Source organism: Alienimonas chondri (genome assembly GCF_013036045.1).
GTDB classification, from domain to species: Bacteria; Planctomycetota; Planctomycetia; order Planctomycetales; family Planctomycetaceae; genus Alienimonas; species Alienimonas chondri.
Window position 1 is genome coordinate 16,193 of sequence record NZ_WTPX01000017.1, and the last position, 13,578, is coordinate 29,770.

Sequence of the window (13,578 nt, forward strand, 5' to 3'; positions counted from 1 at the left end):
GGTCGTTGATCAGCCAGCATCTCCCTCCGCCGCCGCGGCCTGTTCGATGGCCTCGGCGTCTCGCAGATCCTGTTCACGCCCGGCGGCCCTCTTCACCGTGATGAGATCCTCGCGCGAAATAAAGTGGACGTGTTGATCGCCGACCTGCACTGTGTTCCTGCGCGACCAAGCGGATTCAAAGTCGCCGCCGGGGATTTCCATCATGAGATCCACGCGCAGCGGCGGGCGCCCCATCTGGTAGAAATACCCCGGGGTCGAAAAATCCGACGCAGAGAGGCCGGAGAGCGGAGCGCCGAACTCTTTAAGTGCAGAAAAGACTGCGTGTGCGTTCGTCTCGTCCAACGCGATCCATAGGTCGAGATCCTTCGTCCACCGCGGCTCCGCATAGAGCATCACCGCATACCCGCCAATCACCAGATACCGGACCTCATGCCGGTCCATAATACTCAATAGTTCGCTGAATTCGGGGCTGCGGAGCATTGGGCCGGGTCAGTAGTGCGTGGTCCACAATCATGCCCCAAGCTGCGTCGAAGATCGCCGTCGGCCCCTGCGATTGCCAGTAGGCCACGTCCCAGGAGCGATCATCCTCCGTGAACGATGCAAATCGTTCAGCGGTGTGGGCGGCGGGCGACATTGCGATCTCCAGAGAATTTTAACTGCACAGCCACACCATACCCGCCTCACGCAGCCCGTTGCTTCGCCCGCGGCTCCACCTCGGCCGCCCCGCCGTCGGCGATGCGGCCGGCGTAGACGGCTTCGAGGAACTCCGGGAACGCCTCCGCCGACCGGGGTGATCGATTCCAGGCGGCGGCGACGCGGCGGAAGAAGTCCATCTCCCAGCGGGCCGCGGCCAACTCGCCGGGGGCGGTCAGCGGATCGACGTCCTCCGCGGTCCACGGCCTGGGGCAGAGGTCGTACGCCGGGTGCGTCCCCGACCGACCGCGGGCCGGCACGTCGTGCACCTTCACCAGATGTCCGTCCGAGGCGAATCGCATCGGAAACGATCGGCAGGAGGCCGGCCGCTGCTCGTAGACCCCGCACTGGCCGGTCCCCCGGGGACGGTCTGCGGTCGGGGCGGTCTCATCCAGAAAACGACACCGCGTGCTGCCCGGGAGGGATTCGCTGGCTTCATGGGTGAGGCACAGCACCGTCGACGCCGAAGGGTCGTCGGCGAAGTGCAACGCCGGGGCGTAGCGGCGTGAGATCTTTCCCTCCGGGTCCGGCCAGCGGCAGGCGACCTCCCAGAAGGAACGGCCCGTCTCCCGCGTCAGACGGAATACGTCCGCCCCGGTGACTGGCACCGCGAAGCTCCGGCAGCAGCCGCCGTGGCAGTCGTCGCAGGGCGTGCCGCCGCCTTCCCCGGATTCGCCGCCGCAGCCCCCGCCCGCGCCGTTCAACACCGTGAGCGTCGGCAGCGGCAGCAGGGTGGGGCCGTCGTCCCCGGCGGCGCGATCGCCGTGGTCATCCGCGGCGGATTGCGCGGGGAACACGCTCATCGGGGAGGCAGGTCGGCTCTGAGTCATTCGCCGTCGTTCCGTGCCGGATCGGTAAGGGTCCGACGTTCTCATCGGTTCCCGACGGCCGCTCGGACCGTCCCGCGCGGGTCGATCTGCGGAAAATCGGCTCGTCTCCCAGCGATTCGCGTACGAAATCGCGCGGCGATTCCCACATCTTTCTTCAGAACCTCGTTTCTCGAACCCGCCCCGCCGCCGTGCGCCTCACGCTGCGAACCCTGCTGGCCTATCTGGACGATCAACTGACCCCGGCGGAGGCCCGGGAGATCGGTACGAAGCTCCAAGAGACGCCCGCCGCCCGCGAGTTGGCGGAGCGGGCGAAGGAAACGATCCGTCGGCGCCGTCTGGGCGTGCCGGGCGATCCGACCGCCGGCGGCGACGCCGGCGCCCCGAAGCCGGCGGGACCGGCGCTCGATCCGAACGAGGTCGGCGCCTACCTCGACAACGCCCTGCCGCCGGAACGAGTCGCCGCGGTGGAGCAGGTCTGCCTCAGCGACGACGCCCACCTCGCGGAGGTCGCCGCGGGCCACCAGATTCTCACCCAGGTGCTGTCGGAACCGGTCGCCGTGCCGCCGACGCTGGCGGCTCGACTGGTGAGCCTCGCCCCGACCGCCGTCGACCCGGACGACCCCGCCCGCTATGCGCGTCCGGCGCACAAATCGGTCCCGGAGATGGCCGCGGTTCCCGCCGGCCTCGCCCCGGCCGGAGCGGGATTCGAGGCGGGTCTGCCGGAGCATCTTCGTCAGAACACCCGCAGCAGTTGGACCTGGCTGCCCTACGCCGTGGTCGCGCTGCTGGCCGCGCTCTGGTTGGGAACCTTGTTCGTCGATGCGGATCTGTTCAATTGGGGCGAGAACGCGGACGCCACGGACCCGAACGCGAGCGGATTGACTCCCGCCGCCGTCGCCGCGGCGGAGGCGGAGGCCGGGAGGGCGACCCAAGGGGACGACGTTGAGGCGGAGGGCGCCGCGACGGAATCGCCCGCCCAAGAAGCCGCGCGACTCGCCGTGGAGGCGGAGGCCGCCGCGGACGCAGCCGAAGCCGCCCGCTTGGCGACGACGATGCCGGTCGACCCCCCGCCGCCGGAAACCGGCGCCGCCCCGGACTCCGCCGATCCGGATGCCGACGCTCAACCGACGGCGATCGCCTCCGGCGAATCGGTGATGGCCGACCCGACCGCGCCCGATGCGACCGCCGACGGCGCGACGACGCCCGACGCGACGGCGGTTCCCGTCGTTCCGGCTCCGCAGCCGGCGGCGCGGCTGACGGTCGCCGAGGGCGGCGGGTTGTTCGCCCTCGATCCGGAGCGTCGCGGCTTCTACGCGGTGCCCGTGGGAGAGACCGTTCCGACTGGCGTCCCGCTGGTGGTTCCCGAGCCGCTGCGGGCGCTGCTGAGCCTGGAGGGAGAGACGCTGTCGATCGAACTGCTGGGCGGCACGCGGGCGCTGTTCGCCGCCGCCAAGCCGGAGGGCGCTGAGTCGGCCCTCAACCTCTCGAACGGCCGAATCCGCATCCAGAGCGATGCGGGCGCCAGCGAGGACACGGAGAACGCAACGATCGTCCTCACCGCCGGGGGAGCGCAATGGCGACTGACGCCGCAGCCGGGAGCGACCGCGGCGGTGATCGTGGAGCCGCGTCGGCCGCGCGGCGCCGGGGCGGACCTCGCCGGTTCCCCGGGGCGAGCGGCGATGGCGGTTCTCGGGGGAGCAGTCAAAGTCGTCGACCTGTCGCCTGGCTCCTCGGGGCAGCCCGTTCCGCTGCCCGCCGACAGCACGGCGGCGCTGGTGACGTCCGAAGGACTCTTGGCGGCCCCCGGGGCGGCTCCGGCCGCCGCCGCCGGGATGTTCACCGAAGGCGTGCCGGGCTGGGCCGCGGGCAATCCGCCGACGGAAGCCGAGACGCTCCTCGCCGATCAGTTCGCTGAGGCGCTGCTGCCCGGGCAGCCGTTGGAAGTGTCGCTGCCGCCGCTGGTCGAGGCGGAGCGTGAGATCCCCGCCCGTCAGGCCGTCGCGACGCTGGCGCTCGCCGGGCGGGCCGAGGACCTCGCCCGCGCCCTGAAACGCACGCCGCACCCCTCCGTCGTGCTGGTCGCCGCGGACGGGCTCCGCACGTTGCTCGGCCGCGACCCCGAACAGGACGCGGCCGTGAACGACGCTCTCGACCGCGAGTTCCCCCCGGAAGCCCGCCTGTCCCTCGGTCGGCTGCTCGATCGACTGACCGCAGCCGAAGCCCGCGACCCGCGGATCAGCGCCGAGATGATCGCCGCATTGGAGAGTCCCGAATTGGCGGTCCGCACCCTCGCGATCGCGGAATTGGAACGACTGACCGGCGTGACGAAGTCCTACCGGCCGCTGGATTCGCCCTCGCAGCGCGAGAGCGCGATCAAGCGATGGGTGCGGGAACTCGAACGCAACGGCGCCCTGCTTCCCCCCGAACCGGAATCCGAGCCGGGCGCCGAACCGGTCGACCCCGCTGCCGGGAACGCAGTCCCGCCGGTCGACCCGATCGGGATCGATCTGGACAACATCGTCCCCGGCGATCTTTGAGGCCCGTAGCCCGCGAACTCCGACGATCAGTGAGGCGAGCGCCCCGATTCTTTGGCCGGGTTCGCTCGCCCCCCCGAATCGCTCATTCCCCGGGTTCGTAGACCACCGCCATCAGGACATCGCTTGGCGCGAATGCGCTCTTGGTCAGGCCGTGCGAACTCTCGTCCGGCACGACCGTCTGGGGAGCGATGTTGCCGAGGATCTGCACCACCTTGGCCCCGCTGTCGCGCAGCCAGGCGTTCATCTCCGACTCCAGCGCTTCGAGGTCGGCTTCGGTCGCTTTGAAGAACTTGATCTGTTGCACGGCGAGGTCCGGGAGGGGGTGACGAAAGCGAGCGATTCGACGTTTTGAAGTAGAAGTAACGGGGCGCTACTCGGCGGCCGCGGCGGTGGGCAACTCTTCGCCCTTCAGAATCACGTCGAACATCGCGGTCATCGCCGCCCAACTGCGGGCGTCGGCCTTCGGATCGTACTTCAAGCCGTCCATGCCGCGGTCGTCGGCGCCGGGGTTCGTGAAGCCGTGCTTGGCGCCGGCGTACGCGGTGAAAACGTAGTCGGCCCCGGCCTTCTCCAAGGGTTCCAGGCAGCCCTTCACCTGCTCCGGCGGAACGAACCCGTCCGCGGCGCCGTGGCAGATCATGATGCCGGCTTTCACCTGCTCCGCCTCCTCCGCCGAGGCCGCGGGAAGCGCTCCGTGGAAGCTGACCACCCCCTTCACCGGAGCGCCGGCGTAGGCCATCTGGAGGACGGTCGCGCCGCCGAAGCAGTACCCAATCGCGGCGACGTTCTCTGGGTCGGTCTCCGGCCGCTTCTTCAACTGATCCAGGCCAGCGAGCGCCCGGGCCCGCCAGTCGTCGACGTTGTCCCGCACCATCCCGGCGAACTTCGCCGCCTCCTCCGGATGTCCGGCGGTCTTGCCTTCGCCGTACATATCCAAAGCGAAGCCGACGTAGCCCATCTCCGCGAGCATCTCCGCCCGCTGCTTGGCGTAGTCGTTCAAGCCCCACCATTCATGCACCACCAGCACGCCGGGTCGGCGCCCCTCGATCGCATCGTCATAGGCGACGTAGCCGCGATAGGTCACGCCGTCGTGCTGATACTCGACTGACTCCGTCTGCACCTCGGCGTTTGCGGCGGAGGGGGCGACGATCGCCAGCCCGACGGCGAGGGCGAACGAGGCGAACTGCAGGGAGGAGATTCTCATCCGAACGAGCCTGACGGGAGAGGGGAAAGCGGCAACGCGGATCGCACGATCCGGCTCCGCGGACCGTACCACTCGAATGCTGCGGGGCGGTATGGTTCGGCGTGGGGCGGACCCTTTCGTCCCTCTCCGGGATCGCCCCGTTTTGAGTGCTCTTCGTTCAACTTCCCCGTCGCCCCGTCGGAGACCGTCCACCATGTCCGCCGCGATCGTCACCCGCTGTCCCGACTGCGCCAAAGCGATCAAGCTGAAACCTTCGTTCGCGGGACGAAAGGTGAAGTGCCCCGGCTGCGGCGGCCCCGTGCAGGTGCCCGCCGAGGCGGACGCGGCCGACCCTCGCCCCGCCAAAGCAAGCCCGGCGAAGACCAAGGCGAAACGGAAGCGGCCTACTTCGCCCGCCGACGAACCGGGCGGCAGCGGGAACAGCGGCGAGCTGTTCGCCGGCCTGGACCTCGGCAAGTACGGCCATGAGAGCGGCTCTCAGAAGGCGTTGCCCGCTCGGGTGAATAAGGGGCCGCTGACGGACGAACACCCGATTCCCGCGGAACGCGGCCCCAAAAAGGAGGAGAAGCCGCCGACCCCGATGCCCGTCGTGCTGGGGATCATCGGCGGGTCGCTGCTGGTACTGATGTTGGCCGCCGGGGGAGCCTTGTGGGCGTTGGCCGGCGCCCAACCGGCGGAGCCGCCCGGCCCGCTGGTTCGGTTCGAGCACCCCGAACCGCGACAGTTCTCGATCGACGTACCGGACAACTGGGAGACGACGAAGGTGGGCGGGGGCGTCGGCGGACGACCGTCGTTCGCCACCTTTGAAGGTCCGGGCGGCGAGGTTCAGGTCCGTCGCAGCCCCAGCGGGTCGCTGTTCGGCGACATCGCCGGCGCCGGCGACACCCAACTCGCCCCCGGAGAGGAAATGCCGGAGGAGCTGACCCCGATCTTCACGCAGCACGATGCTACGAAGTCGCAGGTGGAATCGAACTTTTCGAATTACTCCGAGACCGGCGGCGAGAACTTCGACCCCCGCGCCGGGAAAGACAACGGGCGACGCAGCGTCTTCACCGCCTCCGGCACGCTGGGCGGGCAGATCACCGGTCTCCGCGGGACGGTGCGGGTCGGGAACGAGACCTTCACGGTCGTGATGCAGTGTTCGCCCCGCGACTTCCCGACCCTGCGACCGGTCTACGAAAAGATGCTCGACAGCATGGGCAACTAAGCCCGCTCGGCTGCTCCCTCAAACGGGATTAGAAGACCCAGATCGCCGTGCCGACCGCGGCGGCGAGGGCGGTGGCGCCGGCGACGATCCACGGGCCGATCGGCTTGCGGACGGCGCCGATTCGCATCGTATAGGTGCGAGAGCCAAAGGTGATGTCGTCTCCGTGGCCCAGTTCGCCGCGGGCGCCGCCGTGGATCGGAGCCTCGTTGATCGCGGTGCCGCCGCCGAGGTCCGCGACGCTCCAGCCGCGGCCGTCCCACCGGAACTCGCAGTGTTCCTCCGCGACGCCGGCATCGCTCAACTGCACCGCGCAGTCCTTCGAGTGGCCGATCGTCAGCCGCCCGCCCCGCACGGGGATCTGCGGCAGGAACCAGCCGGCCAGTCCGGTCGGCACCAACCGCGTCGGCGGGGAGATCGACGGGAGTTCCTTACTGCTCGGCGCAGGCTCCGCAGCCGGGGGTTTCTCCGCATCGGACCAGTCGTCGATGACGCTCGAATCCGAGTCGGCGGTCGCGTCCGATCCCAATCGCCGACCGACGTGCGAGAGCCGAGTCAGCGAATCACGCACCTGGGAGCCGGCGATGTCGGAACCCAAGATCTCCGACGCAAGATCCGCGGCGCTCCGGCCGCGGCCCACGGACGAGGCGGTCAGGATCGAAGACCGATCGTCGTAGCGGTTCGAATCCGGGCGGGCCGTGTCCAGATCGGCGGTCGTCTTCGTTTCCCGATCGGACTCGAGCGGCGGAGTCGAAGGGGCGTCGTCCGTGGCTTTCCGCTTGGCTTTGAGAGCCGCTTCCTTCCGGCGCCGGTCCGATTTCGCGGCCGCGGCGCGGGCCCGCGAGTTCAGAATTTTGTCGAAGTTAAACGCGATCGGCTTCCGCCGGGCGTGCGGTTCGAGCAACGCGGCGACTTCCGTCGCGTCGGCGGGCCGATCCGCGGGATCTTTGGACATCAATCGGGTGACCAATTCGGCCACCGTCGCGGGCGTGTCCGGGGCTTTCAATCGCACGTCCGGCACCGGAGCGTGACGGTGCGATTTCAACACCTCGCGCCGGCTTTTCGCCGGATAGGGCACGCGGGCCGTCAGCAGCGAATACAGCGTGCAGCCCAGCGAGTAGAGGTCCGCTCGGACGTCGATCTCCGTGCTGTTGCGGCTCTGCTCCGGGGCCATGTAGTCGGCCGACCCCAGACAGTCGTGGCCGAAGATCATCTGCAGGCTGAACTCCGCGGCGGCCTGATCCGTCAGCAGGGCGAGGCCGAAGTCCGCCACCTTCACGGCGCCGTCGGCGGCGACCAGCAGGTTGGCCGGCTTCACGTCGCGGTGGATGAGGTGCGCCTCGTGGCAGGCCGCCAGTCCCAGCGCCGCCTGACGGGCGATGTCGCACGCCACGGCGCTTTTGACCGCTCCGCCGCGGATGAGCAACTCCTCGGCGCTGACCGCCTCGACGAATTCCATCACCAGCAGGTGATCGCCGGGGCCGTTGTCCGCTTTGCAGAACCGCAGCGCGTGCACAACGTTCGGGTGATCGACCCGCCCCGCCGCGACGCCCTCGTACTTCAACCGGGCGATCATGCCGGCGTCGTCGCGCATCCCCTCCGCGAGCACCTTCAACGCGACTTTCTGCCCGTGATGCGGGCCGTCCCCCTCGTCCCGGGCGACGTACACCGTACCCATCCCGCCGGCGCCGAGGACCGCCAGCAGCCGGTATCGATCGAGGAAGAACCCCCGGTACCGCCCCATTCGCACGCGGTCGGCCTGATACCGGCTCAGCAGACCGGCCCGAATCAACTCGTCCGCAGCGGCCTGCGGACTCCACCGGCCGTACTTCTTCTCCAGCTCGGCGACGCGATCCGCGGCCAGCAGATCGCTCTTGCCGAGGGTCTCGAAGAACCCACGGGCGTCGCCGGCGCGATCGACTTCCGCCGGACGGTCATCCGCTGCGGCACGGCCGGCGGTCGGACGGGATCTGGGCACGGAGTGCGGTTCGGCCGGGGCAGGCCGTCTGGAGTTGGTCAAAGACTCGGCGAGCGCCGGACATCAAAGTATCACCCCGCCCCCCGGCGGGGAAAGCACGGCCGTTCGCCGCGTCCGTTTTTCACCGAACTCCCACGGAACCGTTCCACCCGCCCGGTGTTACCGCTCGTCTCGGCCCGACGTCCACATCCGACCTAATTCCGCGGAACGCGCCCGCATCGTCGCCAAATCCTCCGCGAACGCCGGATCGGTCGCGAGGTTCTTCAACTGCAGCGGGTCGGCCTCGAGGTCGTAGAGGCACTCCACCGGAGGGGTCTGCTCGTAGTAGTTCGCATACACCCACCGCTCGCCCCGCACGCCCTGCCATTTGGGAATGCGGGCGTTGTTCATGCGGTGCTCCGCGAGGAAGTCCGTTCGCCAGTCCGCCGCGGTCTCCCCTTTTAACAGCGGGACCAGGGAGCGGCCCTGATAATCTGCCGGCACGCTCTGACCGCAGGCGTCCAACATCGTCGCGGGCAGATCGACGTTGAGGGCCACCGCGGATTCGACCCGCCCCATAGAAGCCTGACCGGCGCGGACGTCGATCGAGGTGGAGACGCCCGGCCCGGCGATCACCAGCGGCACCCGCAGGCTCTCCTCGAAGTGCGACCACTTCCCGGCCAACCCGCGGGAGCCCATGTAGTAGCCGTTGTCGCCGGTGACGATCACCAGCGTGTTCTCCAGTCGCCCGGCCTGCTCCAACGCCGCGACGGCCCGGCCGACGTTGCGATCCGCGGCGCTCAGCAGGCGGTAATAGTCCCGCGTGTTCCGTTCCCGCTGGGAGCGGGAGTGCCAGCGCCACTGCCAGCGGTCGCGGTTCATGCTCTCCTGAAGGACCTTCGGCAACGCATTGAACGCCCCCGCCGGCGCGGGACCGATCGGCGGCAGCTTCTCGTCCCGGTACAACTCGGCTTCGGTCTCCGGGTACGGGTAGTGGTCGCGCAGGTCGCCGTCTTCCGCGTGGCCGGCGTTGAAGGAGAGCGACAGGCAGAACGGCTGGTCCGCCGGCGTCGAGGCGATGAATTGCTCCGCGGCGTCGCCGATCAGGTCGGTCGTGTGCCGCAGCGAGCCGTCCGGTTGTTTGTGGAAGTAGGGCGAGCGATTGATCGGCTTGTAGACGTCGAACATCTCCGCCGGGGCCTGCTTGTCGGCCGTGTTCACCCCGAACTTCCCGGCGAATCCGGTGCGATAGCCGGCCCGCTTCAGCACGGCCGGGTAGCTGTCCCGGATCAGTTCCTTGCTCAGCGGCGGCTTGCCGAAGGTGAAGCCGTGGGAGATCTCGTAGTGCCCGGTCAGGATCGTCGCCCGGCTGGCGGCGCAGATGCTGGTGGTCACGAAGGCGTTCTCGAACCGCACGCCGCGGGCGGCGAGGGCGTCGATGTGCGGCGTCTTCAACACCGGATGACCGGCGCAGCCGAGATGGTCGTTGCGATGATCGTCCGTCAGCACGAACAGCACGTTCACCGGCGGAGAACCGGCGTCGGCCCCCGCCGCATCGGCGGGCGCGGCGGCGAGGAAAGCAGTCAGCAGCAGGGCCGTCACGGGGCGTCGTCCGAGTTGGGGAGAACGTTTGATTCTGAGTCGCCGGTCGGGGCGGCGGGGGTATCGTCGAGGTCGATCCGCAAACCGGTCGCGGCGCGTTCGTCAGGATTCACTGCCAGCGTAATCGAACGACCGTTCGCCGGATCGAGGGTGATCGCGGCCCCCTCCGTGTCCCCCTCGGCGAGCCGATCCAGGTCGTAGCGGGTCGCGGCGCCGGCGCCGTCGTCGGACATCTGCCACAGCGTCACGCCGGAGGCGTTCCCTTCGCCCTTCTCGTCACGGATGCGCAACGTGACCGGGGCCGTGGCGTCTTCGGGAAGCGGGAACCGCAACAGGGCGTACTTACGGCCGCCGAAGAAGCTCGCCAGCGGCAGATCCGCGGTCGGCAGCACGCCGGAGACCTCGGAATAACGAGGCTCCCACGGGTACTCCGCGGGGCGTTCAGCGACGTCGCCCATTCCATTCGCTCGCACCCGGCGGCTGACGGCGCCCCACATCTCGGGACCGTAGACCACCTGCCACGTCCGCACACGACGATCGGGGGCGACGCGGTACTCGCCGCTCTTGCCCAGCGCCGCGAGGAACGCGACCAGGTCCGCCAGTTCGTCGGGGCGCAACGTCTCCACCAGTTCCGAAGGCATCAGCGAGACCGGCGAGACCTCGGCTTGCAACACCGACGCGGCCGGCACAGCGATCTCTTGGCCGTCGGCGTCCCTCAGCTTGTATTCCTCGTCCGTCTGCGAGACGAGCACGCCGTTCAGCACCACGCCGTCGTCCTTCAACACGGTCAGGGTGGCGTAGCCCTCTTTGATCTTGGCGGAGGGTTTGAGCAGCGATTCGAGGAGGTAGTCCGGCTGGGCGCTGCCGCCGATGCTGGTGAGGTCCGGCCCGACGAGGCCCCCGGCGCCGCCGATCGCGTGGCAGTCCATGCACTTCAGCTTCGCCCGGCGATAGATGGCTTGGCCGCGGGCCGGATCACCCTCGGTCGCGGCTCGATCGACAAGAACGAGAAACTCCGCCGGGTTCAGTTCTTTCATCGGCTCGATCCCGCCGGCAGTTTGGAGGGCGGCTTCCAGCGCTGCGACGCGTTTGCCCTTCCCGGCCAGACCGCGGAGCGCGGCCGCAGCGACCGGTTCCTTCAGCGACACGTCAGCCAACGCGGCCGTCAACGCCTTCACGCCTGCATCGGTCGCGGCGAACGCGGTGACGAGTTCCGAAGCCGCCGCGGGATCGGTCGCGGTGCCGACGAGACGTTCGACGGCGGAGGACGCAGCGACGTTCGGCGCCGCCCGCGAGAGGATGACGATCGCGTCCGCCGCAGCGGGGCCGGTCCCCGCGGCGAGAGCTGTCAGTCGCTCTCGCCCCTTTGTCCCCAGCCGGGTGAGCGCTTCCGCCGCCGCCCGCCGCACGGACTGCGGCTGAGCGTTATCGCCGGCGACTCGGACCAATTCGTCCGCCGCGTCCGTCGACCGCCATAGTCCCAGCAGTTCCGCCGCGGCGGCCCGCTCCGCCGGGGAGCCGACCATCAACAAGGCCCGCACCGCGGTCCCCTCGTCCGCGGGAACGATCTTCCGCCGGGCGGCCGCAACCAATGCGGATAGAGTCGCCGTCCTCGGCGCCTCCGGGGCGTCCAGCATCTTCGCCGCCCGTTCGACCGCGGCGGCGTCGCCGAACCGACCGATCAGGCTCAATACCTCGACCCGCTGTTCATTGTTCAGTTCGCCCGCATCCAGCAGCGCCAGCGCCGGCGGGAGCGCCGCGGATTTCTTGGCGGCGGCGAGAGCGAACAGCAGCCGATCCGGCGAACCGAAGAAGTCCGGGTTCTCCGCGACCGCCGGCAGCCACTCGTCCGCCAGTTCGCGGGCCGTCAGCCGGAGCGCGTAGGAAAGGTTCTCGTCGAGCGGATGATCGACCGCGACGAAGGCGTCACGGGCGGCCTCCGCCGTGCCCAGTCTGCGAAGCATGTTCACCGCTTCGAGCCGGACGCGGGGGTGCGGGTCGGCGGCGAGGGCGGCGAGGCGGGTTCGTTGGTCGTCTCCCCGCTCGACCGCGAAGCCCAGCACGCGGGTCGCCGCGGCCCGGACGCGGAAGTCGTCGTCGGCGAGCGCCGCTTCCCGCAGCCCCGGCATGTCGAGCCGCAATCCCTGTGCGAGCCACAACGCCTCCAACCGAGCCCGGCCGTCGTCCGCCGGCCGAGCCCCCACCCAATCGAGCAGTTCGGGCCAAACGGCGTCCGCCCCGCGGGCGATCAGCAGGCGGCGGGCCATGTCCCGCACCCAACGGCGGGGGGAGACGAGTTCATCGAGCAGTTTCGGGGTCGACAGGTCGACTAGCCGCGGCCCCGCGGGGCCGGCGGCGTTACTCATCTTTTTGGGAGCCAGTCGCCAGATGCGGCCGTGGATCTTGTCGCGGCGGGGGTCGCGGAAATCGACCTCGCCGTGCTGGATGATCGGGTTGTACCAGTCTGCGATGTACACGGCGCCGTCCGGGCCGACGTGGGCGTCGATGGGGCGGAAGGCGACGTGGTCGCTGCCGAGCAGATCGTCCTTCTGCCGGGCGACGTAGCCGGAGCCGTTCGGATCGTCCGAGATATCGAACGTGTTGACGCGGTGGCCGCGGAAATCGCAGGTGACGAACCGGCCGCGCCACGCTTCGGGGATCGCGGGGTCGTCGAGGATCGCCAGCCCGCAGTGCTTCGGCTGACCCGGGGAGAGGCCGTGCAGGATGTCGTCCGTGCCGACCGCGGTGGGGAACGCGGCGCCGGGGAAGACGTAGGTGACGCCCTCGCCGTTCGCCCCGTCAGTGGCGAATTCCTGTCCCCACTCGTCAAAGCGATGGCCCCACGGGTTGATGAAGCCCCGCGCCCAGACTTCGAGCTTCCCCACGTCCGGCTCGTACCGCCAGATGCCGCCGCCGTCGAGCCGTTCCAGGCCCAGCGGCGTTTCGATCTGGGAGTGAATGTAGATCGACTGGTTGAAGTAGATCTCCCCCGCCGGCCCGGCCCGCAGGGTGTGCAGGATGTGGTGCGTATCCTCCGTCCCGAAGCCGTCCAGCACGACGGTCCACTCGCCGGGGGCGTCTCGGTCGGCCCGACCGTCGCCGTTCAGGTCTTTCAGATAGAGCAATTCGGTGCTGTTGGCGACGTACGCCCCCTGCCCGTCGGCGTCCGGCAGCACGCCGGTGGGGATCAACAAGCCGTCGGCGAAGACGATCGTTTTGTCGCTGGCGCCGTCGCCGTCGGTGTCTTCGAGGATGACGATCTGATCGTCCGCGACCTCGCCCGGCTCCAACTGCGGATAGACCCGGCTGGTCGCGACCCACAATCGGCCGCGGGCGTCCCAGTTCGTTTGGATCGGCTTGGCGATGTCCGGATCGGCGGCGAACAGCGTCGCCTCCCAGCCGTCGGGGACGGCGAAGGCCGCCTGTTCCGCAACCGGGTCCGGTTCGGGGATGTCCGTCAGATCCCGCTGGGCGAACGCCGGGGCGGAGAGCGCCAACGGCAGCCCGAGGCGCAAGCCGAGGGAGAGCACGCGGGCGACGAACGGGCCTCG

At 69.5% G+C, this 13,578-nt stretch carries 9 protein-coding genes; 2 read left to right on the forward strand and 7 right to left on the reverse strand.

Annotation, left to right across the window (positions count from 1 at the left end; translation table 11 throughout):
* Nucleotides 1-9 precede the first annotated feature (9 nt).
* Both LzC2_RS04310 and LzC2_RS04315 read right to left on the reverse strand, forming a co-directional pair.
* Nucleotides 10-480, reverse strand: coding sequence for a nucleotidyltransferase (locus LzC2_RS04310; RefSeq protein WP_171184138.1), 471 nt, complete (start codon nucleotides 478-480; stop codon nucleotides 10-12).
* Nucleotides 481-680: 200 nt separating this feature from the next.
* Nucleotides 681-1,496, reverse strand: coding sequence for a YkgJ family cysteine cluster protein (locus tag LzC2_RS04315; protein WP_171184141.1), 816 nt, complete (start codon nucleotides 1,494-1,496; stop codon nucleotides 681-683).
* 215 nt (nucleotides 1,497-1,711) lie between these two features.
* On the opposite strand from LzC2_RS04315, the gene LzC2_RS04320 reads away from it, so the two are divergent.
* The gene (locus tag LzC2_RS04320; RefSeq protein ID WP_171184143.1) at nucleotides 1,712-4,060 is read left to right on the forward strand and encodes a hypothetical protein; all 2,349 of its coding nucleotides are present in this window, start codon (nucleotides 1,712-1,714) and stop codon (nucleotides 4,058-4,060) included.
* A gap of 82 nt (nucleotides 4,061-4,142) precedes the next feature.
* On the opposite strand, the gene LzC2_RS04325 is transcribed toward LzC2_RS04320, so the two are convergent.
* The gene (locus LzC2_RS04325; RefSeq protein ID WP_171184145.1) at nucleotides 4,143-4,364 is read right to left on the reverse strand and encodes a hypothetical protein; all 222 of its coding nucleotides are present in this window, start codon (nucleotides 4,362-4,364) and stop codon (nucleotides 4,143-4,145) included.
* A gap of 66 nt (nucleotides 4,365-4,430) precedes the next feature.
* Nucleotides 4,431-5,264 (reverse strand): dienelactone hydrolase family protein, encoded by an 834-nt coding sequence (locus LzC2_RS04330; RefSeq protein WP_171184147.1) that lies wholly within the window; start codon nucleotides 5,262-5,264, stop codon nucleotides 4,431-4,433.
* A gap of 193 nt (nucleotides 5,265-5,457) precedes the next feature.
* On the opposite strand from LzC2_RS04330, the gene LzC2_RS04335 reads away from it, so the two are divergent.
* Nucleotides 5,458-6,471 (forward strand): hypothetical protein, encoded by a 1,014-nt coding sequence (locus LzC2_RS04335; RefSeq protein ID WP_171184149.1) that lies wholly within the window; start codon nucleotides 5,458-5,460, stop codon nucleotides 6,469-6,471.
* Nucleotides 6,472-6,499: 28 nt separating this feature from the next.
* Here the strand turns inward: LzC2_RS04335 and LzC2_RS04340 are convergent, their stop codons facing one another.
* The 3 genes from LzC2_RS04340 to LzC2_RS04350 all read right to left on the reverse strand — a co-directional run bounded on the left by LzC2_RS04340 (nucleotide 6,500) and on the right by LzC2_RS04350 (nucleotide 13,557).
* Nucleotides 6,500-8,446: an FHA domain-containing serine/threonine-protein kinase gene (locus LzC2_RS04340; RefSeq protein ID WP_171184151.1), complete on the reverse strand. Its 1,947-nt coding sequence runs from the start codon at nucleotides 8,444-8,446 to the stop codon at nucleotides 6,500-6,502.
* Nucleotides 8,447-8,605: 159 nt separating this feature from the next.
* Nucleotides 8,606-10,027 carry a sulfatase family protein gene (locus LzC2_RS04345; RefSeq protein ID WP_171184153.1) on the reverse strand — a complete coding sequence of 474 codons (1,422 nt, stop codon included), beginning with the start codon at nucleotides 10,025-10,027 and terminating at the stop codon, nucleotides 8,606-8,608.
* Nucleotides 10,024-13,557, reverse strand: a complete 3,534-nt coding sequence (locus LzC2_RS04350) for a PVC-type heme-binding CxxCH protein (protein WP_171184155.1) — start codon at nucleotides 13,555-13,557, stop codon at nucleotides 10,024-10,026. Before LzC2_RS04350 ends, LzC2_RS04345 begins: the two co-directional genes overlap by 4 nt.
* Nucleotides 13,558-13,578: the final 21 nt, after the last annotated feature.

Bases quoted from the DNA above. Each gene is read 5' to 3' on its own strand.
- LzC2_RS04310 (WP_171184138.1), bottom strand. From the start codon at position 480: ATGCTCCGCAGCCCCGAATTCAGCGAACTATTGAGTATTATGGACCGG.
- LzC2_RS04315 (WP_171184141.1), bottom strand. From the start codon at position 1,496: ATGAGCGTGTTCCCCGCGCAATCCGCCGCGGATGACCACGGCGATCGC.
- LzC2_RS04330 (WP_171184147.1), bottom strand. From the start codon at position 5,264: ATGAGAATCTCCTCCCTGCAGTTCGCCTCGTTCGCCCTCGCCGTCGGG.
- LzC2_RS04335 (WP_171184149.1), top strand. From the start codon at position 5,458: ATGTCCGCCGCGATCGTCACCCGCTGTCCCGACTGCGCCAAAGCGATC.